Genomic DNA, 23,572 nt, shown 5'->3' with positions numbered 1-23,572 from the left:
TCAGTTCCGGTTCTCCTCGGTTCCGGGCCCGGCGGCGGCGCCCTCAGTAGCCGAAGGCGCGGGCGGTGTTCGCGGCGATCGCTTCGCAGAGCGCGTCTTCGGGCATCCCGCGCACCTCGGCCATCGCCCGGACGGTGACCGGGATCAGGTAGGGCGCGTTGGGCCGCCCCCGCCAGGGAGCCGGGGTCAGGAACGGCGCGTCGGTCTCCACCAGCAGCAGCTCCGCCGGGGCGACGGCGACCGCGTCCCGCAGGTTCTGGGCGTTCTTGAAGGTGACGTTGCCGGCGAAGGACATGTAGTAGCCCTCGCGGGCGCAGATCTCCGCCATCTCCGCGTCGCCCGAGTAGCAGTGGAAGACGGTGCGCTCGGGGGCGCCCTCCTCCTTCAGGACCCGCAGCACGTCCTCGTGGGCGTCACGGTCGTGGATGACCAGCGCCTTGCCGTGCCGCTTGGCGATCTCGATGTGGGCGCGGAACGACCGCTCCTGCGCGGCGCGGCCCTCGTCGCCGGTGCGGAAGTAGTCCAGACCGGTCTCGCCGACGCCCTTCACCTGCTCCAGCGCGGCCAGCGCGTCGATCTCCGCGAGCTGCTCGTCGAGCGCCGCCTCCCCGCCGGGCGTCCGCGCGCCTTGCCGGGACCAGCCGTCCGGGTCGCCCAGGACCACCCGGGGCGCCTCGTTGGGGTGCAGGGCGACGGCGGCGTGGATGTCCGCGTGGGCGGCGGCGGTCGCGGCGGCCCAGCGCGAGCCCTTCAGGTCGCACCCGACCTGCACCAGTGTGGTCACCCCGACGGCCGCGGCGGCGGCGAGGGCCTCCTCGACGGTGCCGGACTGCATGTCCAGGTGGGTGTGCGAGTCGGCGACCGGGATCCGCAGCGGCTCGGGCGGGGGCGGGGCCTCGGCGGCGTTGTTCTTCGAAGGCATGCCTGTGATCCTACGAACGCCGGGCCGCCCCTACGCGGTCGCCCGCTGCCACCAGTGCCTGTGGTGACCGGGCGCCTGGTGCGAGCCCTGCAGCAGCTCGTCGAACTCGTGCACCGCGCCGGGCCGCATGATCCGCACGACGTGACTGCCGCAGTGCAGGCAGGTCGGCCGGGACAGCGGCGACGGCACCGACTGCCCGCCGGTCCGGTACGTCACGTAGGCGCCCCCGTCGGGGCGGACGTAGTGCTCGATCTCGTAGTCCTGCTCCCACCCGTGGCCGCAGCGCATGCAGGCGAAGGCGTACGCCTCGTGGACCCGGTCGGGGCTGTGCGTCGTCATGGCGGACTCCTTCCGACGCCCTCCCTCACCAGGTTAGGACTGCCGGGCGGTTCTCACACGGCGTCACGCGCACCGGAGCGTCGTCACTCGTTGTGATGACGTGATCGCGATCAGGCGGCTACCGTGGGAGGCAGGCAGCAGCATCCCGTCCGTGGGAGGAACCATGACCGCCGCCAAGCCCGTGGAGCAGTCGTCCCCGTGGCCGGTGCCGCCGCAGAACGGCTACACCGTGGACGACCTGTTCACGCTGCCGGATCTCCCGCCGCACACCGAGCTGATCGACGGGAGTCTGGTCTTCGGGGGTCCGCAACGACGCTTCCACGGCAACGTGGTCGACCTGTTGGTCCATGGACTGCGCAGCACGCTGCCTGCCGACCTTCGGGTGAGCCGGGAGATGACGATCGTCCTGGACCGGCGCAACGGGCCGGAACCGGACGTGTGCGTCATCCGTGCCGCCGCGATCACAGGACCCGACCAGACCCACTACGAGGCCGCCGACGTCCTGCTCGCCGTCGAGGTCGTCTCGCCGGAGTCCGAGGCCCGGGACCGGACGACCAAGCCGCGCAAGTACGCCGCCGCGGGCATCCCGCATTTCTGGCGGGTCGAGCGCAACGGGGACACCACGCACCCCGTCGTGCACACGTACACCCTCGACCCGCTCACCAAGGCGTACGTGCACACCGGCATGCACCGCGACCAGCTCAAGGTGACCGAGCCGTACGACGTCACCGTCGACCTGACGGCGGTCGACCGGCTCTGACCCCGTCAGAGAACCGTCGCCCCGGGCGCCGGCGACGGGGCCACACGCACGGTGCGGCAGGTGCCCGAGGCCGCGAGGGCGTCGGCGATGCGGGCGGCGGACGCGGCGTCGCGGGCCAGGTAGGCGGTGGTGGGGCCGGAGCCCGAGACCAGGGCGGTGGCCGCGCCGGCCTCCAGACCGGCCTCCAGGGTGCGGGCCAGCTCCGGGAAGAGGGACAGCGCGGCGGGCTGCAGGTCGTTGACGACCGCCCCGGCCAGCGCGTCCACGTCGCCCTTGGCGAGGGCCGCGAGCAGCGGCTCGCTCGCCACCGGCTCGGGGACGGCGGCGCCCTCGGTGAGACGGTCGAACTCACGGAACACGGCGGGCGTCGACAGACCGCGGGTGGCCATCGCGAACACCCAGTGGAAGTCGCCGCCCACCTCCAGCGGCGTCAGCAGCTCGCCGCGGCCCACGCCCAGCGCCGCCCCGCCCACCAGGGAGAACGGCACGTCGCTGCCGAGCTCGGCGCAGATCTCCAGCAGCTCCTCGCGGGAGGCGCCGGCGTTCCACAGGGCGTCGCAGGCGAGCAGCGCGCCCGCGCCGTCGGCGCTGCCGCCGGCCATGCCGCCGGCCACCGGGATGTCCTTGTCGATGTGGACGTGCACGGCCGCGTCCCGGCCGGTGCGCCCGCGGCGCGCGGCCAGTGCCGCCGCCGCGCGGGCCGCCAGGTTGGTGGCGTCCAGCGGCACCTGGTCCGCGTCCGGCCCGGAGCAGGTCACGCGGAGCTCGTCGGCCGGGGTGACCGTCACCCGGTCGTACAGCCCGACGGCGAGGAAGACGTTGGCCAGCGGATGGAACCCGTCCGGCCGCGCGGCGCCCACCGCGAGCTGGACGTTGACCTTGGCGGGCACGCGGACGGTGACGCTCCTGCTCACGCCTGGGCGCCCTTCCGCTCGGCGGTGTCGCCGGCGGCGGTACCGCGGTTCTCGGCGATGCGCGCGAACTCGTGCACGGTGAGCGCCTCGCCGCGGGCCTGCGGCGACACCCCGGCGGCGACCAGCGCGGCCTCCGCGGCGGCGGCCGACCCGGCCCAGCCGGCCAGCGCCGCCCGCAGCGTCTTGCGGCGCTGCGCGAACGCGGCGTCGACCACCGCGAACACCTCCTGCCGGGTGGCGGAGGTGGCGATCGGCTCGGTGCGGCGGACCAGCGAGACCAGGCCGCTGTCCACGTTGGGGGCGGGCCAGAACACGCTCCGCCCGATCGACCCGGCGCGCTTCACCTCGGCGTACCAGTTGGCCTTCACCGACGGCACGCCGTAGACCTTGTTGCCCGGGCCGGCGGCCAGCCGGTCGGCGACCTCGGCCTGCACCATCACCAGCGTGCGTTCGATGCTCGGGAACGTCTCCAGCATGTGCAGCAGCACCGGCACCGCCACGTTGTACGGCAGGTTCGCGACCAGCGCCGTCGGGGCCGGGCCGGGCAGCTCGCGCACCTGCATCGCGTCGGAGTGCACCAGCGCGAACCGCTCGGCGCGCTCCGGCATCCGCGCGGCGATCGTCGCGGGCAGCGCGGAGGCCAGCACGTCGTCGATCTCCACGGCGGTGACCCGGTCGGCCACCTCCAGCAGGGCCAGCGTCAGCGAGCCGAGGCCCGGGCCGACCTCCACCACGGTGTCCTCGGGGCGGACCTCGGCGGTGCGGACGATGCGGCGCACGGTGTTGGCGTCGATCACGAAGTTCTGGCCGCGCTGCTTGGTGGGGCGGACCCCGAGGGCGGCGGCGAGTTCGCGCACGTCTGCGGGACCGAGAAGGGCGTCGGCGGGGGTGGGGCTGCTCACGGCAACCAGCGTACGTTGCCCCGGACGCCCCTCCCGCCGCAGCCGCCCGGGCACCGGGGCGCCGCCGGGGCGGCCGCGCCCCGGCGACGCGCCGTCACACCCAGGTGTCCAGCCACATCCGGGTCTGCCACTCCTCCAGCGGGATCGGCTCGCCGGTGAGGATCGGCAGGAAGTGCACGAAGTTCCACAGCACCAGCAGCACCAGCAGCCCCAGCCCGGAGATGCCCGCCACCCGCCGCGTCTCGCCGGCGTCGGGCCGCCCCAGCAGCGCCCCCGCCGTCATCGCCAGCGCCAGGCAGAGGAACGGCACGAAGACCACCGCGTAGAACAGGAAGATCGTCCGCTCCTGGTACATGAACCACGGCAGATAGCCGGCCGCGATGCCGCACAGGATGCCGCCGGCCCGCCAGTCGCGGCGCAGCGCCCAGCGCCACAGCACGTACAGCAGCGCCAGGCAGCCCGCCCACCACAGCATCGGGGTGCCGATGGCCAGCACCTCGCGGGAGCACTTGTCCACCACGTCGACCGGACAGCCGTCCTGGCCGGGGCCGGGCGACTCGTAGAAGTAGGAGACCGGGCGGCCCATCACCAGCCACGACCACGGGTTGGACTCGTAGGTGTGCGGCGAGGTCAGCTCCACGTGGAACTTCCACACCTGTGTCTCGTAGTGCCACAGGCTCGGCAGCCAGTCCAGGTGCTGCTCGAGGAAGCCCCAGCTGCGGCCCTTGCCCTCGGTGAGCGCCCAGTTGCGGTAGTAGCCGCCGGTGCCGTCGTTGGGCGAGAGGATCCAGCCCGTCCACGACGCCAGGTAGGTGACGAGCGCGACCGGCACCGTGGTGAGGAACGCCGGGACCAGATCCCGCCGCAGCACCACCAGGTGGGGGTGCCGGGCCCCCGCCGTGCGGCGGGCGCCCACGTCCCACAGGACGGTGAGCAGACCGAACGCCGCGAGCACCGCCAGGCCGCTCCACTTGGTGCCGATCGCCAGGCCCAGCATCAGACCCGCCGCCCACCGCCAGGGCCGCGCCCCGAGCCGCAGCGTCCGCGCGACCTCTGCGTCCGGACGCACCCAGCCGTTCCCGTCCGCCGGCAGCGCCGCCGCCAGCCTGGCCCGCGCCCGGTCCCGGTCGACCACCAGGCAGCCGAACGCGGCCACCACGAAGAACATCAGCACGCCGTCCAGCAGCGCGGTCCGGCTCATCACGAAGTGCAGGCCGTCCACCGCCAGCAGCAGACCGGCCAGGCACCCCAGGAACGTCGAGCGGAACATCCGGCGGCCGATCCGGCACACCAGCAGCACCGAGGCGGTGCCGAGCACCGCCGTCATGAACCGCCAGCCGAACGGGTCGAGCCCGAACATCAGCTCGCCCAGCCCGATCACGTACTTGCCGACCGGCGGGTGCACCACGTACGCCGCGTCGGTGGGCAGCGGCACGTCACCGAACCGCTCGATGATCTGCTTGTCGACGTCCTTGGGCCAGCTCAGCTCGAAGCCCCGGTGGACCAGCGCCCACGCGTCCTTCGCGTAGTACGTCTCGTCGAACATCACCGCGCGGGGGCTGCCGAGGTCCCGGAAGCGCAGCAGGCCGGCGACCAGGGTCACCAGCAGCGGCCCCACCCAGCCGTTCCAGCGCGCCAGGACGTCGCCCAGGGCGGGCGGGATCCGCAGCGTCTCCCACAGGCGGGGGCCTGGCGACATGAACGGCGGCACCAGCCGGCTGCGGACGTCGTCCGGGGGCGGCGCCGCCGCCTCCTTCAGGAGCGGCGGCCGGGCCGGCCCGGGATCCGTTTCGGTCGGGGTACTGGTCACCGCGCCATCGTAGGGAACAGGGCGGTGCGTGGGGCAGTGTTGGACGGCTGCGACGATGGAATGGTGACCGATACGTCTTCCGTGCCGCCTTCCTCCACCGCCTCCGACGCCCCGCGCGCCGTGTCCCCCGCCCCCGGGAGCGGTGTGCTCGTGCTCGCCGGGACACCCATCGGGGACGTGGCGGACGCCCCGCCGCGCCTCGCCCAGGAGCTCGCCACGGCGGACGTGGTCGCCGCCGAGGACACCCGCCGGCTGCGCCGCCTCACCCAGGCGCTCGGGGTGCGCACCGAGGGGCGGGTCGTCTCCTACTTCGAGGGCAACGAGAGTGCCCGCACGCCCGAGCTGGTGGAGGCGCTGCGGGGCGGGGCGCGGGTGCTGCTGGTGACCGACGCGGGCATGCCGTCGGTCTCCGACCCCGGGTACCGGCTCGTCGCCGCGGCCGTCGAGCACGACATCAAGGTCACCGCGGTGCCGGGGCCGTCGGCGGTGCTGACCGCGCTGGCGCTGTCCGGGCTGCCGGTGGACCGGTTCTGCTTCGAGGGGTTCCTGCCGCGCAAGGCGGGCGAGCGGCTGGGACGGCTGCGGGACGTCGCCGGGGAGCGGCGCACCCTCGTCTACTTCGAGGCGCCGCACCGGCTGGACGACACGCTCGAGGCGATGGCCGAGGTGTTCGGCGCCGACCGGCGGGCCGCGGTCTGCCGGGAGCTCACCAAGACGTACGAGGAGGTCCGGCGCGGAGGGCTGGCGGAGCTGGCCGCCTGGGCGAAGGAGGGCGTGCGCGGCGAGATCACCGTGGTCGTCGAGGGCGCGCCCGAGCCGGCGCCGGGGGACGTCGACGCGGCCGAGCTGGTCCGGCGGGTCCGGGTGCGCGAGGAGGCCGGCGAGCGGCGCAAGGAGGCGATCGCGGCGGTCGCGGCGGAGGCGGGCCTCCCCAAGCGGGAGGTCTTCGACGCGGTCGTCGCCGCGAAGAACGCCCCCCGGTGACGCACGCGACGCCCTCTCCACGGTGCCCGAGCCGCGCCGCCCCCCCGGGCCCGTTCCACGTGAGCCCTGCTCTCGCGGGACGCGGACCGACGCGGCGCGAACGAACCGTCCCGTGCGCACGCACCGCCTGCGCCCACCCGTGCCGCCCAGCGGCACGATTGCCCGCAGGGTGCCCGGGCGCTGCCCGCACCACCTGACGTGAGCCGACGGTGGCGTGCGCACGGGAGGGCCCCCGGCGCGGGGGTGAACCCGCGCGCGGCGAGAGGGAGCCCCCGCGCGGGCTAACCTGGACCGCTGAGCTCGTTCCCCTCGGTTGGAGTGAAATGGCCGTCAACCTGGTCAATGTCGAGAACGTCCACAAGGTGTACGGCACCCGTACCCTCCTGGACGGCATCTCCCTCGGCGTGTCCGAGGGCGACCGCATCGGCGTCGTCGGCCGCAACGGCGACGGCAAGACCACCCTGATCCGCATGCTCGCGCAGCTGGAGGAGGCGGACTCCGGCCGCGTCACCCACGTCGGCGGCCTCCGCATGGGCGTCCTGACGCAGCACGACTCCCTCGACCCCACGGCGACCGTCCGCCACGAGGTGATCGGCGACCTCGCCGACCACGAGTGGGCGGGCAACGCGAAGATCCGCGACGTCCTCACCGGCCTCTTCGGCGGTCTGGACCTCCCCGGATTCCCGCAGGGCCTGGACACCGTCATCGGCCCCCTCTCCGGCGGCGAGCGCCGCCGCATCGCGCTCGCCCAGCTGCTGATCGCCGAGCAGGACCTGATCGTCCTGGACGAGCCCACCAACCACCTCGACGTCGAGGGCATCGCCTGGCTCGCCGCCCACCTGGCCGCCCGCCGCTCCGCCCTCGTCTGCGTCACCCACGACCGCTGGTTCCTCGACCAGGTCTGCACCCGCATGTGGGACGTGCAGCGCGGTGACGTCCACGAGTACGAGGGCGGCTACTCCGACTACGTGTTCGCCCGCGCCGAGCGCGAGCGGATCGCGCAGACCGAGGAGGTCAAGCGGCAGAACCTGGTCCGCAAGGAGCTGGCCTGGCTGCGCCGCGGCGCCCCCGCCCGCACCTCCAAGCCCCGCTTCCGCGTCGAGGCCGCCAACGAGCTGATCGCCGACGTCCCGCCGCCGCGCGACAGCAGCGAGCTGATGAAGTTCGCCTCCTCCCGCCTCGGGAAGACGGTGTTCGACCTGGAGGACGTGACGATCCAGGCGGGCCCCAAGACCCTCCTGCAGCACGTCACCTGGCAGCTCGGCCCCGGCGACCGCATCGGCCTGGTCGGCGTCAACGGCGCGGGCAAGACCTCGCTGCTGCGCGCCATGGCCGCCGCCGCCCGCTCCGACGGCGACGAGCAGCCCGCCGCCGGCCGGATCAAGGTCGGCAGGACGGTCAAGCTCGCCTACCTCTCGCAGGAGGTCGCCGAACTCGACCCGAACTGGCGGGTCCTGGAGGCCGTGCAAAAGGTGCGCGAGCGCGTGGACCTCGGCAAGGGCCGCGAGATGACCGCCGGTCAGCTCTGCGAGACCTTCGGCTTCACCAAGGAGAAGCAGTGGACGCCGGTCGGCGACCTCTCCGGTGGTGAGCGCCGCCGCCTCCAGCTGCTGCGGCTGCTGATGGACGAGCCCAACGTCCTCTTCCTCGACGAGCCCACCAACGACCTCGACATCGAGACCCTCACCCAGCTCGAGGACGTCCTCGACGGGTGGCCCGGCTCGATGATCGTGATCTCCCACGACCGGTTCTTCGTCGAGCGCACCACCGACCGGGTGTTCGCGCTGCTCGGCGACTCCACGCTGCGGATGCTGCCGCGCGGCATCGACGAGTACCTGGAGCGCCGCCGGCGGATGGAGGAGGCCGCGGCCGCCTCGGCTCCCGCGCCGGCCGCCAGGCCGGCCGCCGAGAAGAGCGCCGCCGACCAGCGGGCCGCCAAGAAGGAGCTCCAGAGGATCGAGCGGCGGATCGACAAGATCTCCGAGCAGGAGAGCAAGCTGCACGCACAGATCGCCGACAACGCCACGGACTTCGCGAAGGTGGCCGAACTGGACGCGCAGCTGCGCACCCTGGCGGGCGAGCGGGACGAGCTGGAGATGGCGTGGCTGGAACTCGCCGAGGACGCCTGACGGTTGTCCCACGGCCGCTCGGCAGGCGCACGGTGCTGACGGCGCGTCACCGATAACGGCGGCGTCACGGGCCGGTTCTCCCTTGGGAACAGGGGAGGAACCGGCCCGTCGCGTTCCGGCCCGGGTGATAGAAAAGCCACCGGTATGACAACTGGTCCTTGAGTACCGCTGAGGGGCCCGGAAGCGGACAGGCGCGGCGCGTCGGTCAGTGAATGAGGTGGAGACGCTGTGACACAGCCGCCCGAGGAACAGCCGCCCACGCCGTCCGGCGACCCGTTGCGCAAGTCCCCGGAGCCGCAGGACGCCCCGCCGCCCGGCCACCCCGCCCCGCAGGAGCCGCCCGCGGCCCCCGCCGGTCCTCCCGGACAGCCCGGCCAGGCCCCGCAGGAGCCGCCCGCGCCCCCGGCGGCGCCCCCCGTGCCACCGGCCGCGCCGGCCGCCCCGCCCGCGGGCGGGTTCGGCGCCCCGCAGCAGCCGCAGGGGCAGCCCGCGGCGGGCTTCGGCGCCGCGCCGTCCGGCTACGGCGCCCCCCAGCCGGGTCAGCCCCAGCCTGGTCAGCCCCAGCTGGGCCAGCCGCAGCCGGGTCCGTACGGGCAGCCCGGCCCCTACGCCGCGGGGCCGTACGGTCAGCCGGGCGGCGCGCAGGCCGGGCCGTACGGTCAGCCGGGCGGCCCGCAGGGGCCGTACGCGCCGCAGCAGGGATGGGGGCACCCCCGGCCGGAAGCTGGGGGAGGGTACCCGCAGGGCGCCCCGCAGGGCGGCGGCGCCTGGCCGCCCGCCGGCCCCCAGCAGCCGCCGTCCGGCGGCCCGGGCCCCTTCAGGAAGCGTCCCGCGCTGGTGGTCGCCGCCGCCGTGGTCGCGGCCGCGCTGGTCGCCGGCGGCGTCTGGGCGGTGACCGGGAACTCCGACGAGCCCGCCCGGAAGAAGGCGGCCCCCACGGCCACGCAGGAGGCCCCCGAGCCCACCGCCACCGTCGACCAGGGCGACGGCGACGGCGGAGGCGGCGAGGAACTCGACATCAACGGCGACCGCGCGCCCGGCGAGGACCGCCTCGCCTGGTACAAGGGCGCCCCCGACGCCCCGGGCGACGGCGCCAAGGCCCCCGGCATGTGGGTCGTCGGCGACGTGGCCGTGAAGGCCGCGTACAAGCAGGTCTTCGGCTGGAAGGCCGCCGACGGCAGCGAGGCGTGGAAGCCGGTCGACTTCCCGCAGGAGATATGCGCCGTCACCCGGCGGGTGTCCGCCGACGGGCGGATAGCCGTCGCCTACAAGAGCGGCAGCAGCGACCGCGCCAAGTGCAACCAGGTCCAGGAGCTCGACCTGCGCACCGGCGAGAAGGGCTGGGAGACCGAGATCGGCGAGGGCGGCCTCTTCGACGGCACCAGCGACATCTCGCTCAGCCTGGCCGGGGACACCCTGGTCGTCGGCCGCGGCCAGTCCGCCGTGGCCCTCGCCATGAAGACCGGCAAGAAGCGCTACGACATCAAGAAGTACGGGGCGTCCTGCTTCCCCGGCGGTTTCGCCGGCGACGAGCGGAAGCTCATCGTCGCCGCGTCCTGCGCGGCCGGCGGCGACAACCAGCACGACGAACTGCGCGAACTCGACCCGGCCACCGGCAAGGTCCGCTGGACCAGGGCGCTCGGCAAGGGCTGGGAGGTCGAGAAGGCCTACAGCGTCAGCCCGCTCGTGGTCTACAGCGCCAACCGCGACAAGAAGACGGGCAACATCTCCGTCTTCGAGGGCAACGGCCGGATCGGCCCGCACGTGCAGCTCGACGGCAAGACCGAGCTCGACATCCGCTGCTCCGGGTTCTCGATCTTCAACAAGGCGCTGGAGTCCTGCGACTTCGTCGCCGACGACACGAACATGTACCTGCCCACCAGGAGCATCGGCAAGGCCAACGAGATCCTCGCGGTCGGCCTGGACACCGGCAAGGTGAAGTGGCGGGTCGAGTCCCCGGCCGAGTCGTCGATGATCCCGGTGACGCTGGAGAACGGCCGGCTGATCGCCTACGTCGAACCCACGTACGACAAGGGCGGTCAGGTGGTCGCCGTGCCGACGGCCGGTTCGCACACCCCGCAGAAGCTGCTGCAGAACCCGGCGGCCGGGGCCCAGCTGGAGAACTCCTTCCTCAACCCGGCCGTCGCCTGGGCCGACGGCCGGCTCTTCCTCTCCGTCGACCGGCTGACCGGCAGCGACGAGCTGGAGGAGAAGCTGATGACGGTCTACGCCAAGTAGCCCCGCCGGCCGGCCCCGCACCCCCGGGGCCGGCCCCCGCACCCAGGACCCTCGTACGCCCCGGCCGGGCCGACGCCCGCCCGCACGACCCTCCCGAGGAATGTGATGACCCAGCCGCCCGAGCCCGGCCGGCCCCCGCAGGGGGACGGCGGCGCCCACGAGCCCGCCGCCCAGGGCCCCTACGGCGCCACCCCGCCGCCGCACCAGCCGCCGGCCCCGCCCGCGGCGGGCTACGGGTACCCGCAGACCCCGCCGGCGCCCAACCCGTACCTCCAGCAGCCGGGGCAGCAGCAGGCCCCGCACACGCCGAGTTACGGCTACCCCGCCCCGCAGCCGCCGACGGTCCCGGCGCCCGCCGCCGCGCCGCCGCGCACCGAGGCCGAGCGCAAGGCGCTGCGCGCCCAGATCGCCATCGTGGTCTCCGCCCTGGTGGCGATCGCCCTGATCATCGGCGGCGGCGTCTGGTACTCCGGCAGCAAGGACGACGGCGGGAAGCCCGTCGCCGGCGGCACGGAGGGCGGCAAGGGCAAGGGCGGCGAGGAAGGGGGCGGCACGGAGAAGGTCCCCTCGGACCCCGAGGGGCGGCTGCTCTTCGAGGTGCCGATGCCGAAGGTCGAGAAGGACCTGCAGATCAACGTCAAGGGGTCCTGGGCCACCGGGGAGCTCTACGCGAAGTCCGGCGCGGACGGCATCACCGCCTACGACCCGCGCACCGGTGAGCAGAAGTGGAAGCTTCCGTTGCCCGGCCCGGTCTGCTTCTCCTCCCGCCACACCACCGAGGACGGGCGGACCGCGATCGTCCACGAGCCGGCCATGCCGACCGCCAAGGAGCCCACCAAGGGCTGCAGCGAGGTCACCGCGATCGACCTGACCACCGGCAGGAAGCTCTGGACGAAGAACGCCAAGAACGGCGACCGGCCCGTGCGGTTCGACAACGTCACCCTCAGCGGCACCACCGTCGCCGCCGGCTCCAGCTCCGGCGGCGCCGCCTGGGACCTGACCAACGGCTCCTCGCTGTGGCAGCCCAAGCCGGGCGACACCTGCTACGACGCCGGTTACGGCGGCGGCCAGGCCCTGGTCGCGCTGCGCAAGTGCGGCGAGTACGGCAACTACCAGCTGCTCCTGCAGACCCTGGACGCCAAGAAGGGCACCGTGCTCTCGGAGTACAAGCTGCCCGAGGGCGTCGACTACGCGTCGATCGTCTCCACCGTTCCGCTGGTGGCCGCCGCCGACGTCGGCGACACCGCGGGCGACGGCAGCGGCATCTCCGACTTCTTCTCCGTCGACGCCGCCACCGGCAAGCTCCGCGCCAAGATCTCCGCGCCGGGCGAGACCTACGCCGCCGACTGCGACGGCGTCACCGGCGTCGAGCAGTGCGGCAACCTGGCCGTCAGCCAGGACACGCTCTACCTGCCGACCGAGGAGCGCGAGGCCGGAGGCGGCACCGCGCGGACCAACGAGGTCGTCGCCATCGACCTCGCCACCGGCAAGACGGGCCGGAAGGCCGACGCGGGCGAGGGCCACAACCTGCTCCCGCTGCGCATGGACGGCGACGACGTGCTCGCCTACAAGAGCGGCCCCTACGACAAGGGCGGCCAGGTGGTCCGTCTGGACGGCGACACGCTGAAGGAGACGCTCCTGCTGCAGCTGCCGAACGACCGGGCCAGCCGCGAGCTGGAGATCTCCTTCTCGCCGGACTACCAGGAATTCCTCTTCTCCGGCGGCCGGCTCTTCATGAGCGAGGTCTACGCCCGCGGCGACGACAAGGACGACGAGCCGCTCGCGGTCGCCTTCGGGCCCAAGGGCTGACGGCCCGCACGCACGCCGCGCGCCCCCATGGGCCGGCTGTGCCCCCCTGGCGGATTCGCCGATACGGGGCACATGTCGGCCGATGGGGGCGCGCGGCGTCGAACAAGCGTGTAGCTTCGCGGTCCATACGGGCCGCGAGTGCCGGGGGCATCGGGCCGGGGGCAAGGTGGGGGGTTCGATGGGAGTGCGGCTCATGGTGGTCGACGACCACCGACTGCACGCGGAGGCGCTGGCCTCCGCCCTGAAGCTGCGCGGGCACCGGGTGCTGGCAGCGGCCGCGCCGGCGGCCGGCGCGGCCGATCTGGTGATCGGCCGGGCGCCGGAGGTGTGCCTGCTGGGCACCGCGGAGCCTGCCCGGCCCGGGGCGTTCGACCCGGTGGAGCGGATCCGGCGGGAGCGGCCGCAGGTGGCGGTGGTGGTGCTGGGCCCGGTGCCCAGTCCGCGCGGCATCGCGGCGGCCTTCGCGGCCGGGGCGTCCGGCTACGTCCGCCACGACGAGCGGATCGAGGGGGTCGAGCGGGCCATCGTGAAGGCGCGGGCCGGTGAGGCGGCGATCGCCCCGGCCCTGCTGCAGGGCGCCTTCCACGAGCTGCTCCACCCGGTGGCGGAGCCCAACGACGAGGGGCGGCGCCTGCTGGCCTCGCTCACCCCGCGCGAGACGGAGGTGCTGGTGCGGGTCGCCGAGGGGGAGGACACCCGGCTGATCGCGGAGGGCATGGGCATAGCGCCCAGTACCGCGCGCACCCACGTCCAGCGGGTGCTGATGAAGCTGGGCGTGGGCTCGCGCCTGGAGGCCGCCGCGCTCGCCGCCCGCACCGGGCTGCTGGACCACTCGCCCTCCTGACCGGGCCCCCTTGCCAGGGACGCGGAAAGGGCCGGGCCCCCGTGTGGGGAGCCCGGCCCTTCGTTCTCCGTGTGGTGGACCGCCGCGCGGGTCCTCGCCCGACCCGGCCGGTCAGCGGCCAGGGGATTCAGCGGCCCGGAGGGCTCAGTGGCCCAGGGGGTTCTGTTCCTCCATGCCCGTCGGGGGCGGCGGCGGCGCGGTCGGCCGCAGCTTGAGCCAGATCAGGAAGAACAGGCCGAGCGCGAGCATGGCCAGCCCGGTCCACAGGTTGATGTTGACGTTCTCCGACTTGTCGAGGGAGCCGTCGGACGGCGCGATCCCGCACAGCGTGACGATGACGCCGTAGACGACGAACAGCAGGCCGATGATGCGGCGGACGTCGAAGAGCCGGGCGGCACTGGCGGACTTGGTCTCCAGCTCGGTGACCGACCGCTGGACGTCCTTCTCGGAAAACTCGGACATGGTCTCTCCATTCTCCCGCGTTCGTCGCTAGAACGAGAACGGGATGTAGCAGGCGGCGGCCAGGATGATCGCGGACCAGCCCAGCAGGGCGGGCTTGCGGTACCAGGCGTCGTCGCCCTCGGCGGGCGGCTCGGACATGCCCGGCGACTTGGTGCCGTAGACCAGACCCTGCAGTTCCTCGATCGGCTTGGGCTTGGTGAAGAGCGAGACCGCGACCATGACCACCGCACCCGCCACGAAGCCGACGATCGCCGAGACGAAGTTGGCGCCCTGGTCGGAGGGGATGTCGATGACGCCCTGCTTGTAGATCACGAAGTAGTTGACCATCGCGGAGACCGTGCCGGCGAGCAGGCCCCAGAAGCCGGAGACCATCGACGCCCGCTTCCAGAACATGCCGATGATGAACACCACGAACATCGGCACGTTGAAGAACGAGAACAGCGTCTGCAGGTAGGACATGATGTTCGAGAAGGTCGACGCGAGGAACGCCGTGCCCATCGAGGCCAGCACGCCCAGGACGGTGATCAGCCGGCCGAAGCGCAGGTAGTAGGCGTCCTCCTGGCCGCGCTTGACGTACTTGGCCCAGATGTCCGTGGTGAAGACGGTGTTGAAGGACGAGACGTTGGCCGCCATGCCGGCCATGAACGCCGCCACCAGACCGGTGATCGCGATGCCGAGCACACCGTTGGGCAGCAGCTGGCCCATCAGGTAGGGGATCGCGTCGTTGTACTCCAGGCCCGAGGACGCCTGGCCGATCTTGGGGACCAGCACGGCGGCGACCAGGCCGGGGATCATCACCAGGAAGACGATGAAGATCTTCGGGAACGCGGCGATCAGCGGGGTGCGCTGGGCGGCGGAGAGGTTCTTGGCGGACAGCGCGCGCTGCACCTCGGCGAAGTTGGTCGTCCAGTAGCCGAAGGAGAGCACGAAGCCCAGGCCCAGGACGATGGTCAGCCAGTTGGCGCCCAGCGGGTTGTCGCTGCCGATGCCTGTTCCGCCCCAGGCGGTGACGAAGTCGCCGCCCTTCTGCGCGGTGAGCGAGTCGGTCAGGCCGTCCCAGCCGCCGACCCGCTTCAGGCCGAGGACGGTGATCGGGATGAGCGCCGCCAGGATCACGAAGAACTGCAGCACCTCGTTGTAGATCGCCGAGGACAGACCACCGATGGTGATGTACGCGAGGACGAAGAAGCCCGCCACCACGATGGCCACCCACTCCGGCCAGCCGAGCAGCGCCTCGACCACGATCGCCAGCGAGTACAGGTTGACGCCGGCGATCAGGATGGCCGCGAAGGCGAACAGCACCGAGGACAGCAGGTGCGCCGACTTGTCGAAGCGCAGCAGCAGGAACTCGGGCACCGACCGGACCTTGGAGCCGTAGTAGAACGGCATCATCACCAGGCCGAGGAAGACCATGGCCGGGATGGCGCCGATCCAGTACCAGTGCACCGTGTAGACGCCGTACTGGGCGCTGTTGGCGGCCATGCCGAGGACCTCGGTGGCGCCGAGGTTGGCGGAGATGAAGGCGAGTCCCGTGACCCAGGCGGGCAGCGAGCGCCCGGACAGGAAGAAGTCGAGGCTCGTCTTGACCGACTTGCGCGCCAGGAAGCCGACGCCCAGGACGAAGAGGAAGTAGATGGCCAGCAGGCAGTAGTCCAGCCAGTTGGCGGGGAGTCGCAGCTCAGCTGCCAGAAGTGTGGGGGGCATAGGAACTCGCTTCGTCGCGCGTTACGGGGATCACGGCGGGTCTCTTCTTACCGATGCTGTCGGAGATTGAACACTCCTGTTGTTTCTCGTCGTCTGATTGTGACATCAGTGAGGGGGAAGCGTTCTTATGTGGTCTGTTATGTTGACTTCTGTTCGAGGCATCGCGCATCCGGACGGGACATCCGAGGGAGCCGGGCGGTGCGGCGGGAAGGCGATCGACGGTGCGGAAGACTTCGACCCGGCTTGCCGACGGGCGCGAGCTCATCTACTACGACCTGCGCGACGGCGCGCCGCGCGACGCCGTCGACCGGCGGCCCCTGGACGCCACCGTGACCACCTCCGAGGTGCGCCACGACGTGCTGCTCGGCGACGACATCGCGGTCGCCTCGCACCGCCAGGGCCGCACCTACCACCCGCCGGCCGACCAGTGCCCGCTGTGCCCCACCCGCGGGGATCGGCTCAGCGAGATCCCGGACAGCACCTACGACGTGGCCGTCTTCGAGAACCGCTTCCCCTCGCTGGCCGGCGACTCCGGCCGCTGCGAGGTCGTCTGCTTCACCGAGGACCACGACGCGTCGTTCGCCCAGCTGTCCGAGGAGCAGGCCCGGCTGGTGCTGGACGCCTGGACCGACCGGACCGCCGACCTGTCGCATCTCTCCTCCGTCGTGCAGGTCTTCCCCTTCGAGAACCGGGGCCACGAGATCGGGGTGACGCTCGGTCACCCCCATGGGCAGATCTACGCCTACCCCTTCGTCACCCCGCGTACCGCGCGAATGTTCCAGTCGCTGGCGGCGCGCCGCGCCGAGGCGGACACCGCCAATCTCTTCGACGAGATCGTCGAGCGCGAGTCGGCGGGGGAGCGACTGGTCCTCGCGGGTGACCACTGGGTCGCCTTCGTCCCGTACGCCGCCCACTGGCCGTACGAGGTGCACCTCTACCCCCGCCGCCGGGTCCCCGACCTGACCGCCCTCGACGAGGACCAGCGGGCCGAGTTCCCCCGCGTCTACCTGGAACTGCTGCGCCGCTTCGACCGGATCTTCGGCCCCGACGAGCCGCCCACCCCGTACATCGCCGCCTGGCACCAGGCGCCGTTCAGCGGATTGGACGCGTACGAAGGGGTGACGCGGGACGACTTCGCCCTGCACCTGGAGCTGTTCACCATCCGCCGGACCTCCGGCAAGCTCAAGTTCCTCGCGGGCTCGGAGTCGGGCATGGGAGTGTTCATCAACGACGTGCCGCCGGAGGCGGCCGCGGCGCGACTGCGGGAGGTGGCGAGCGCGTGAGCGAGGGCATGGGCGCGGGCGAGGGGACGGGCGTGGACGGCGGCGGGACGTACCTGGTGACCGGCGGGGCCGGCTACATCGGCGGCGTGGTCGCCCAGCACCTGCTGGAGGCCGGGCACCGGGTGGTCGTCCTGGACGACCTGTCCACCGGCGTGCGCGAAGGCGTCCCCGAGGGCGCCGAGTTCGTCGAGGCGGGCCTGCACGAGGCCGGGCGCGTCCTCGATCCCTCCTTCGACGCGGTCCTCCACTTCGCCGCCTCCTCGCAGGTCGGCGAGTCGGTGGTGAAGCCGGAGAAGTACTGGCGCAACAACGTCGGCGGGTCCATGGCCCTGCTGAGCGCCATGCGCGAGGCGGGAGTGCGCCGGCTGGTGTTCTCCTCCACCGCCGCCACCTACGGCGAGCCCGCCACGGTCCCCATCCCGGAGACCGCCCCCACCGCGCCCACCAACCCCTACGGCGCCAGCAAGCTGGCCGTCGACCACATGATCACCGGCGAGGCGAACGCCCACGGTCTCGCGGCGGTCAGCCTGCGCTACTTCAACGTGGCCGGGGCGTACGGGGACCACGGCGAGCGGCACGACCCCGAGTCCCACCTGATCCCGCTGATCCTCCAGGTCGCCCTCGGCCGCCGGGGCCACATCTCCGTCTACGGCGACGACTACCCGACGCCGGACGGCACCTGCGTGCGCGACTACATCCACGTCGCCGACCTCGCCGAGGCCCACCTGCTGGCCCTGAAGGCCGCCGCCCCGGGCGAGCACCTGATCTGCAACCTGGGCAACGGCAACGGCTTCTCCGTCCGCCAGGTCATCGACACGGTCCGGCGGGTGACCGGCCATCCGATCCCCGAGGAGGTGGCGGCGCGCCGCGGCGGCGACCCCGCCGTGCTGGTCGCCTCCGCCGCCACCGCCCGCGACCGTCTCGGCTGGCGCCCGCGCCGCGCCGACCTCACCACCATCGTCTCCGACGCCTGGGCGTTCGCACGCGCCCACGCGTGAGCCCCCGCCGGCTTGCCGGCTCCCGCCGCGCGTCCCCCCGCACGCGCGGCCGGCCCCCCTCCTCGCACGGAAGGCTCCCCGCACATGACCGAGTCGGTCCAGAACCCCGCCGACGTCACGGCCGCGGCCGAGGCCGTCGCCCGCCGGTTCACCGAGCTGTACGGCGCCGAGCCGGCCGGCGTCTGGGCGGCCCCCGGCCGGGTCAACCTGATCGGCGAGCACACCGACTACAACGGCGGCTTCGTGATGCCCTTCGCGCTGCCGCAGGTCGCCGTCGCCGCGGTGTCGCCCCGCGAGGACGGCCTGCTGCGGCTGTCCTCCGCGGACGTCCCCGGCGGGGTGGTGGAGCGCCGGGTGGACGAGCTGCTGCCCGGCTCCGACAAGCGCTGGACCGCCTACCCGGCGGGCGTCGTCTGGGCCATGCTGGAGGGCGGCCACGCGGTCACCGGCGCCGACGTCCACCTCGCCTCCACCGTGCCCAGCGGGGCCGGCCTGTCCTCCTCCGCGGCGCTCGAGGTCGTCGTCGCCCTCGCCCTGGACGACCTGTTCGGCCTCGGCCTCGACCGGGCGCTGCTCGCCCGGATCTGCCAGCGCGCGGAGAACGAGTACGTCGGCGCGCCCACCGGGATCATGGACCAGACCGCGTCCGCCTGCTGCGAGGCCGGGCACGCGCTCTTCCTCGACACCCGCGACGGCACCCGCCGGCAGATCCCCTTCGACCTCGCCGCCGAGGGGATGCGGCTGCTGGTCGTCGACACCCAGGTCAAGCACGCGCACAGCGGCGGCGAGTACGGCAAGCGGCGGGCCGGCTGCGAGCGCGGCGCCGAACTGCTGGGCGTGCCCGTCCTGCGGGACATCCCCTACGCGGAGCTCGACGAGGCCCTGGAGCGGCTGGAGGACGAGGAGATCCGCCGCCTGGTCCGCCACGTCGTCACCGAGGACGAGCGCGTCGAGCGGGTCGTGCGGCTGCTCAACGACGGCGACACCCGGGGCATCGGCCCGGTCCTCACCGAGGGCCACGCCTCCCTGCGCGACGACTTCCGGGTCTCCGCGCCCGAGCTCGACACCGTGGTCGAGGCCGCGCTGGCCGCGGGGGCGCTCGGAGCCCGCATGACCGGCGGAGGGTTCGGCGGCTCCGCCATCGTCCTGGTCGACGACGACAAGGCCGACGCGGTCGTCTCGGCGGTCGGGTCGGCCTTCGCCGAGGCCGGTCACCAGCCGCCCCGCGTCTTCCCCGCCGTGCCCTCCCGCGGAGCCTGGCGCGTCCACCCGGCGTAGCCGTCCGCCGCGCTCCGGGGGGTCGGGCGATCCCCCGGAGGCGGTCGGGCGATCCCGTGGCGGACCGCGACGCCCTCGACCGGCGCCCCCTCCCCGGGCCGCGGGGAGGGGGCGCCGTGGCGTCCGGGGGCGGGTCAGCCGGTGTTGCGCAGGCCCGCGGCCACACCGTTGACGGTCAGCAGCAGCGCCCGCGACAGCAGCGGGTCGACCTCCTGGCCCGCCGCCGCCTCGTCCCGCTGCCGCTTCAGCAGCATCACCTGCAGGTAGGAGATCGGGTCCAGGTAGGCGTCGCGGATCGCGAAGGTCTGCTTCAGCACCGGGTTGGCGTCGAGCAGCTCCGCCTCACCGGTGACCTTCAGGACCTCCGCGACGGTCAGCTCGTGCTCCTCCCTGATCACGTCGAAGACGTGCTTCAGCTCGTCGGGCACCAGGTTGTCGACGTACAGCGACGCGATCCGCAGATCCGTCTTGGCCAGCGTCATCTCGACGTTGGAGATGAAGTTCCGGAAGAAGTGCCACTCCTGGTGCATCTCCTCCAGGACCGTGTCCAGCCCCGCCTCCCGCAGCGCCTTCAGGCCGGAGCCCACGCCGAACCAGCCCGGCACGATCTGCCGGGACTGCGTCCAGCCGAACACCCACGGGATCGCCCGCAGCGAGTCCAGACCGCCGCCCGCGTCCGGCCGGCGCGAGGGGCGCGAGCCCAGGTGCAGGTCGGCGAGCTGGTCCACCGGGGTGGAGGCGAAGAAGTACGCCGGCAGGTCCGGGTCCTCGACCAGCTTGCGGTACGCCACGTGGGCGGCGTCGGAGACGACCTCCATCGCCGCGTCCCAGCGGGCCAGCGCCTCCACCGACTGCCGCGGCGCGGTGTGCAGCGCCGAGGCCTGCAGCGTCGCCGCCACCGTCAGCTCGAGGTTCTCCCGGGCCAGCGACGGCACCAGGTACTTGTCGGAGATGACCTCGCCCTGCTCGGTCACCTTGATCTCGCCCTCCAGCGTGCCCCACGGCTGCGCCAGGACCGCGTCGTGCGACGGGCCGCCGCCCCGGCCGACCGTGCCGCCCCGGCCGTGGAACAGGCGCAGCCGCACCCCGTGACGGTGCGCCACGTCACGCAGCCGCCGCTGGGCACGGTGGATCTCCCACTGGCTGGTGGTGATGCCGCCGAACTTCGAGGAGTCCGAGTAGCCGAGCATGACCTCCTGGACGTCGCCCCGAAGCGCCACCAGACGCCGGTAGGACGGGTCGGAGAGCATGTCGTCGAGGATGGTGTCCGCGGCCTTCAGCTCGTCGGTGGTCTCCAGCAGCGGCACGATGCCGATCTTCGCCCAGCCCGCGTGCAGGTCCAGCAGCCCGGCCTCACGGGCCAGCACCGCCGCCGCGAAGACGTCGTCCGCGCCCTGGCACATCGAGATGATGTACGACTCGATGACCTCCGGTCCGAAGACGTCGAGCGCGCGCTTGATCGTGTCGAAGGTGCCCAGCGTCTTCGCGCCCGCCTTGTCCAGCGGGGCCGGACTCGGCGCCAGCGGACGGCGCGAACGCAGCTCCTTGGCGAGCAGCCGCGTCCGGTAGTCCCGCGGCATGTCCGCGTACCGCCAGGACTCCTCGCCCAGACGGTCGAAGAGCTGCCCCAGCGCGTGGTGGTGGGCGTCGGCGTGCTCCCGCACGTCCATGGTGGCCAGCTGGAGACCGAACGCCGCCAGCGTGCGGATCGTGCGGTCCATCCGGCCGTCCGCGAACAGCCCGGCCCGGTGCTCGCGCAGCGACACCTGGATCAGCACCAGGTCCGCCAGCAGCTGGGCGGTGCCCAGGTAGTCGCGGCCCGGCCGGTGCGCCGTGCCCTTCGCCAGCCGCTCCTTGGTGTTGAGCAGCTTCTGCCGGATGCAGGTCGCCTTCAGCCGGTACGGCTCCTCGGCGTTCAGCCGCTTGTAGCGCGGGCTGATCTCGTGCAGGACCTCCAGGTCCTGCCGCAGCGACTCCAGCAGCTCCTCGGTGGCGCCGGTGTAGCGGATCGAGTTGGAGAGGAAGCCGCGGAGCTCGTCGATCATCTCCAGCGCGTCGTTGATGCCGTGCTCGTGCTGCAGGATCAGCACGTCCCACGTCACCTCCGGGGTGACGTTCGGGTTGCCGTCCCGGTCGCCGCCGATCCAGGTGCCGAAGGTCAGCGGCCGCGTCTCGTCCGGAAGCTCGACGCCGATCCGCTCCAGCTCGGCGGTCAGGTCCTCCAGCACGTCGCCGACCGCGCCGGCGTGCAGCTCGTCCAGGTAGTAGATCGCGTTGCGGGCCTCGTCGGCCGGCTCCGGGCGCACCACCCGCAGCTCGTCCGTCTGCCACACCAGGTCGATGTTCTCGGCCAGCCGGGTGTCGTGACGACGGCGGTCCGCCTCGATCACCGGAGTCTCCAGCAGGTGCGCGATCCGGCGCAGCTTGTTCAGCACGGAACGGCGCGCCGCCTCCGTCGGGTGTGCCGTGAACACCGGGCGGATGTTCAGGTTGCGCACGGTCTCCCGCAGGTGCGCGGGGTCCGCGTCCTTCAGCCGGTCCGCCGTACGGGCGAGCTGGCTGCCCTCAGCCGCCCGGCGCGCCCGCAGTTCGCGCCCCCGGTGCACCTGCTCGGTGACGTTCGCGAGGTGGAAGTAGGTGGAGAAGGCCCGCACCAGCTTGGCGGCCGTCTCCAGCTCGGTGCCCCGGAGCAGCTCGGCCGCGGCCTCGCCGTCCTCCCGGGTCAGTCTGCGGACCTTCTCCACGAGTTCCAGCAGCTCAGGACCTTCCTGCCGGACCAGGGTCTGACCCAGAAGGTCACCCAGACGGCGGATGTCACTCCGCAGTTCGCTGCTCGTGGTGGTGGTCCGGTCGTCGACACTGCTCACAGGTGCGGCTCCTTGCAACGGTGAAGCTCTGTCTGGCAGGGCATCCGGGCGCACCACCCGTGCGGCCGTTCACGGCTTTCGGGGTGGGTACGTCCGGGAAGAGACTGAATGGAGGAGCGGACCACGCTGTCCGACCGGTTCAAGGATAGGCAGCCACCGGCACACGCGGGTGAACGGCTCTTGCTGTGAGACACGGCGCTGCCATACTTACGATGCCGTAGGTTACGGAACCGTAGGAAGTGGGGCGCCTCCGGATCCCCGTGGCCCCGCCCATCGCCTGCCCTTCTCCACCACTCGAGGGATGCCCATGACGACCAGCTCCGACGTGATCGACGAAGACTCGCGGCGCGCCGACGCCGCCGGACAGCCACTGCCGAGTGCCACCCTCGGTGGCGAGCAGAAGCGCTCGATCGAGCAGATCACCCTGCTCCTGTTCATCATCGTGCCGTTCGCGGCACTGCTGGCGGCCGTGCCGCTGGCCTGGGGCTGGGGGGTCAGCTGGCTCGACCTGGGCCTGATGGTCTTCTTCTACTACTGGGGCTGTCACGGTGTGACCATCGGGTACCACCGGCACTTCACGCACGGTTCCTTCAAGGCCAAGCGCCCGCTGAAGATCCTGCTCGCCATCATGGGCTCCATGGCCGTCGAGGGCCCGCTGGTGCGCTGGGTGGCCGACCACCGCCGCCACCACAAGTTCTCCGACGCCGAGGGCGACCCGCACTCGCCGTGGCGCTACGGCGAGACCGTCCCCGCCCTCGTCAAGGGCCTCTGGTGGGCCCACATCGGCTGGATGTTCGACGAGGAGCGCACCCCGCAGGACAAGTACGCGCCCGACCTGATCAAGGACCCGGCGCTGCGCGCCATCTCCCGCCAGTTCATCGGCTGGACCGTCCTCTCCCTGGCCATCCCCCCGATCGTCGGCGGCCTGGTCACCATGTCCTGGTGGGGCGCGTTCACCGCGTTCTTCTGGGGCTCCCTCGTCCGGGTCGCCCTGCTGCACCACGTGACCTGGTCCATCAACTCCATCTGCCACGCCACCGGCAAGCGCCCCTTCAAGTCACGCGACCGCTCCGGCAACGTGTGGTGGCTGGCCGTCCTGTCCTGCGGCGAGTCCTGGCACAACCTGCACCACGCCGACCCCACCTCCGCCCGCCACGGCGTGTTCAAGGGGCAGATCGACTCCTCCGCTCGCTTCATCCGCTGGTTCGAGCAGCTGGGCTGGGCCTACGACGTCCGCTGGCCCTCCGAGGAGCGGCTCGCCGCACGGCGTGACCCCGAGGCTCGCCGGTCCCGCCGGGAGCGCGCCACGGCCGACGCGGCATGATTGAC

The 23,572-nt window shown here is 72.8% G+C and carries 18 protein-coding genes; 10 read left to right on the top strand and 8 right to left on the bottom strand.

All coding sequences use genetic code 11. The features are described 5' to 3' along the window. Positions 1-43: 43 nt before the first annotated feature. The gene (locus Sfr03f_RS00610; protein WP_108951670.1) at positions 44-922 is read right to left on the bottom strand and encodes a TatD family hydrolase; all 879 of its coding nucleotides are present in this window, start codon (positions 920-922) and stop codon (positions 44-46) included. A gap of 30 nt (positions 923-952) precedes the next feature. Then, entirely contained in the window at positions 953-1,261 is a 309-nt protein-coding gene (locus Sfr03f_RS00605; RefSeq protein ID WP_108951669.1) for a hypothetical protein, read from the bottom strand. A 163-nt stretch (positions 1,262-1,424) separates the two neighbouring features. Between Sfr03f_RS00605 and Sfr03f_RS00600 the strand changes: the two genes are divergently transcribed. Continuing rightward, positions 1,425-2,021 carry a Uma2 family endonuclease gene (locus Sfr03f_RS00600; RefSeq protein ID WP_108951668.1) on the top strand — a complete coding sequence of 199 codons (597 nt, stop codon included), beginning with the start codon at positions 1,425-1,427 and terminating at the stop codon, positions 2,019-2,021. A gap of 5 nt (positions 2,022-2,026) precedes the next feature. Here Sfr03f_RS00600 and Sfr03f_RS00595 read toward each other — a convergent pair whose 3' ends face one another. From Sfr03f_RS00595 to Sfr03f_RS00585, 3 genes are all read right to left on the bottom strand, one after another. Next, positions 2,027-2,935: a 4-(cytidine 5'-diphospho)-2-C-methyl-D-erythritol kinase gene (locus Sfr03f_RS00595; protein ID WP_108951667.1), complete on the bottom strand. Its 909-nt coding sequence runs from the start codon at positions 2,933-2,935 to the stop codon at positions 2,027-2,029. Continuing rightward, a complete protein-coding gene (gene rsmA, locus Sfr03f_RS00590) occupies positions 2,932-3,837 on the bottom strand; it encodes a 16S rRNA (adenine(1518)-N(6)/adenine(1519)-N(6))-dimethyltransferase RsmA (protein WP_108951666.1) in 906 nt (301 codons plus the stop codon). Before rsmA ends, Sfr03f_RS00595 begins: the two co-directional genes overlap by 4 nt. Before the next feature lie 94 nt (positions 3,838-3,931). Continuing rightward, entirely contained in the window at positions 3,932-5,647 is a 1,716-nt protein-coding gene (locus tag Sfr03f_RS00585; protein ID WP_245967317.1) for a dolichyl-phosphate-mannose--protein mannosyltransferase, read from the bottom strand. Positions 5,648-5,707: 60 nt separating this feature from the next. On the opposite strand from Sfr03f_RS00585, the gene rsmI reads away from it, so the two are divergent. The 5 genes from rsmI (at position 5,708) to Sfr03f_RS00560 (ending at position 13,651) form a co-directional block, all read left to right on the top strand. Then, on the top strand, positions 5,708-6,631 hold the full coding sequence (rsmI, locus tag Sfr03f_RS00580; protein ID WP_245967348.1) for a 16S rRNA (cytidine(1402)-2'-O)-methyltransferase: 924 nt from the start codon (positions 5,708-5,710) through the stop codon (positions 6,629-6,631). A gap of 323 nt (positions 6,632-6,954) precedes the next feature. Then, positions 6,955-8,760, top strand: a complete 1,806-nt coding sequence (locus tag Sfr03f_RS00575) for an ABC-F family ATP-binding cassette domain-containing protein (RefSeq protein WP_108951665.1) — start codon at positions 6,955-6,957, stop codon at positions 8,758-8,760. A gap of 228 nt (positions 8,761-8,988) precedes the next feature. After that, the gene (locus Sfr03f_RS00570) at positions 8,989-10,998 is read left to right on the top strand and encodes an outer membrane protein assembly factor BamB family protein (RefSeq protein WP_245967316.1); all 2,010 of its coding nucleotides are present in this window, start codon (positions 8,989-8,991) and stop codon (positions 10,996-10,998) included. A gap of 105 nt (positions 10,999-11,103) precedes the next feature. Continuing rightward, complete coding sequence (locus tag Sfr03f_RS00565) at positions 11,104-12,807, top strand: outer membrane protein assembly factor BamB family protein (protein WP_108951664.1); 1,704 nt, start codon at positions 11,104-11,106, stop codon at positions 12,805-12,807. A 178-nt stretch (positions 12,808-12,985) separates the two neighbouring features. Continuing rightward, positions 12,986-13,651, top strand: a complete 666-nt coding sequence (locus Sfr03f_RS00560) for a helix-turn-helix transcriptional regulator (RefSeq protein ID WP_108951663.1) — start codon at positions 12,986-12,988, stop codon at positions 13,649-13,651. A 144-nt stretch (positions 13,652-13,795) separates the two neighbouring features. Here the strand turns inward: Sfr03f_RS00560 and Sfr03f_RS00555 are convergent, their stop codons facing one another. Both Sfr03f_RS00555 and Sfr03f_RS00550 read right to left on the bottom strand, forming a co-directional pair. Next, positions 13,796-14,113 carry a hypothetical protein gene (locus tag Sfr03f_RS00555; protein WP_108951662.1) on the bottom strand — a complete coding sequence of 106 codons (318 nt, stop codon included), beginning with the start codon at positions 14,111-14,113 and terminating at the stop codon, positions 13,796-13,798. Between the two features lie 27 nt (positions 14,114-14,140). Further along, positions 14,141-15,817, bottom strand: a complete 1,677-nt coding sequence (locus Sfr03f_RS00550) for a sodium:solute symporter family protein (protein ID WP_108951661.1) — start codon at positions 15,815-15,817, stop codon at positions 14,141-14,143. A 221-nt stretch (positions 15,818-16,038) separates the two neighbouring features. On the opposite strand from Sfr03f_RS00550, the gene galT reads away from it, so the two are divergent. The 3 genes from galT (at position 16,039) to galK (ending at position 19,376) form a co-directional block, all read left to right on the top strand. Beyond that, positions 16,039-17,100: a galactose-1-phosphate uridylyltransferase gene (galT, locus tag Sfr03f_RS00545; RefSeq protein WP_108951660.1), complete on the top strand. Its 1,062-nt coding sequence runs from the start codon at positions 16,039-16,041 to the stop codon at positions 17,098-17,100. 8 nt (positions 17,101-17,108) lie between these two features. Beyond that, a complete protein-coding gene (gene galE / locus Sfr03f_RS00540) occupies positions 17,109-18,098 on the top strand; it encodes a UDP-glucose 4-epimerase GalE (protein ID WP_108951915.1) in 990 nt (329 codons plus the stop codon). 84 nt (positions 18,099-18,182) lie between these two features. Further along, a complete protein-coding gene (gene galK, locus Sfr03f_RS00535; RefSeq protein ID WP_108951659.1) occupies positions 18,183-19,376 on the top strand; it encodes a galactokinase in 1,194 nt (397 codons plus the stop codon). A gap of 134 nt (positions 19,377-19,510) precedes the next feature. Here galK and ppc read toward each other — a convergent pair whose 3' ends face one another. After that, entirely contained in the window at positions 19,511-22,243 is a 2,733-nt protein-coding gene (ppc, locus tag Sfr03f_RS00530) for a phosphoenolpyruvate carboxylase (protein ID WP_108951658.1), read from the bottom strand. 307 nt (positions 22,244-22,550) lie between these two features. On the opposite strand from ppc, the gene Sfr03f_RS00525 reads away from it, so the two are divergent. Next, positions 22,551-23,567 (top strand): acyl-CoA desaturase, encoded by a 1,017-nt coding sequence (locus Sfr03f_RS00525; RefSeq protein WP_108951657.1) that lies wholly within the window; start codon positions 22,551-22,553, stop codon positions 23,565-23,567. Positions 23,568-23,572 lie beyond the last annotated feature (5 nt).

It is taken from the genome of Streptomyces fragilis, assembly GCF_003112515.1.
GTDB lineage: Bacteria > Actinomycetota > Actinomycetes > Streptomycetales > Streptomycetaceae > Streptomyces > Streptomyces fragilis.
The sequence above is the reverse complement of the archived record's forward strand: the minus strand, read 5'-3'. Positions and strand labels throughout refer to the sequence as shown.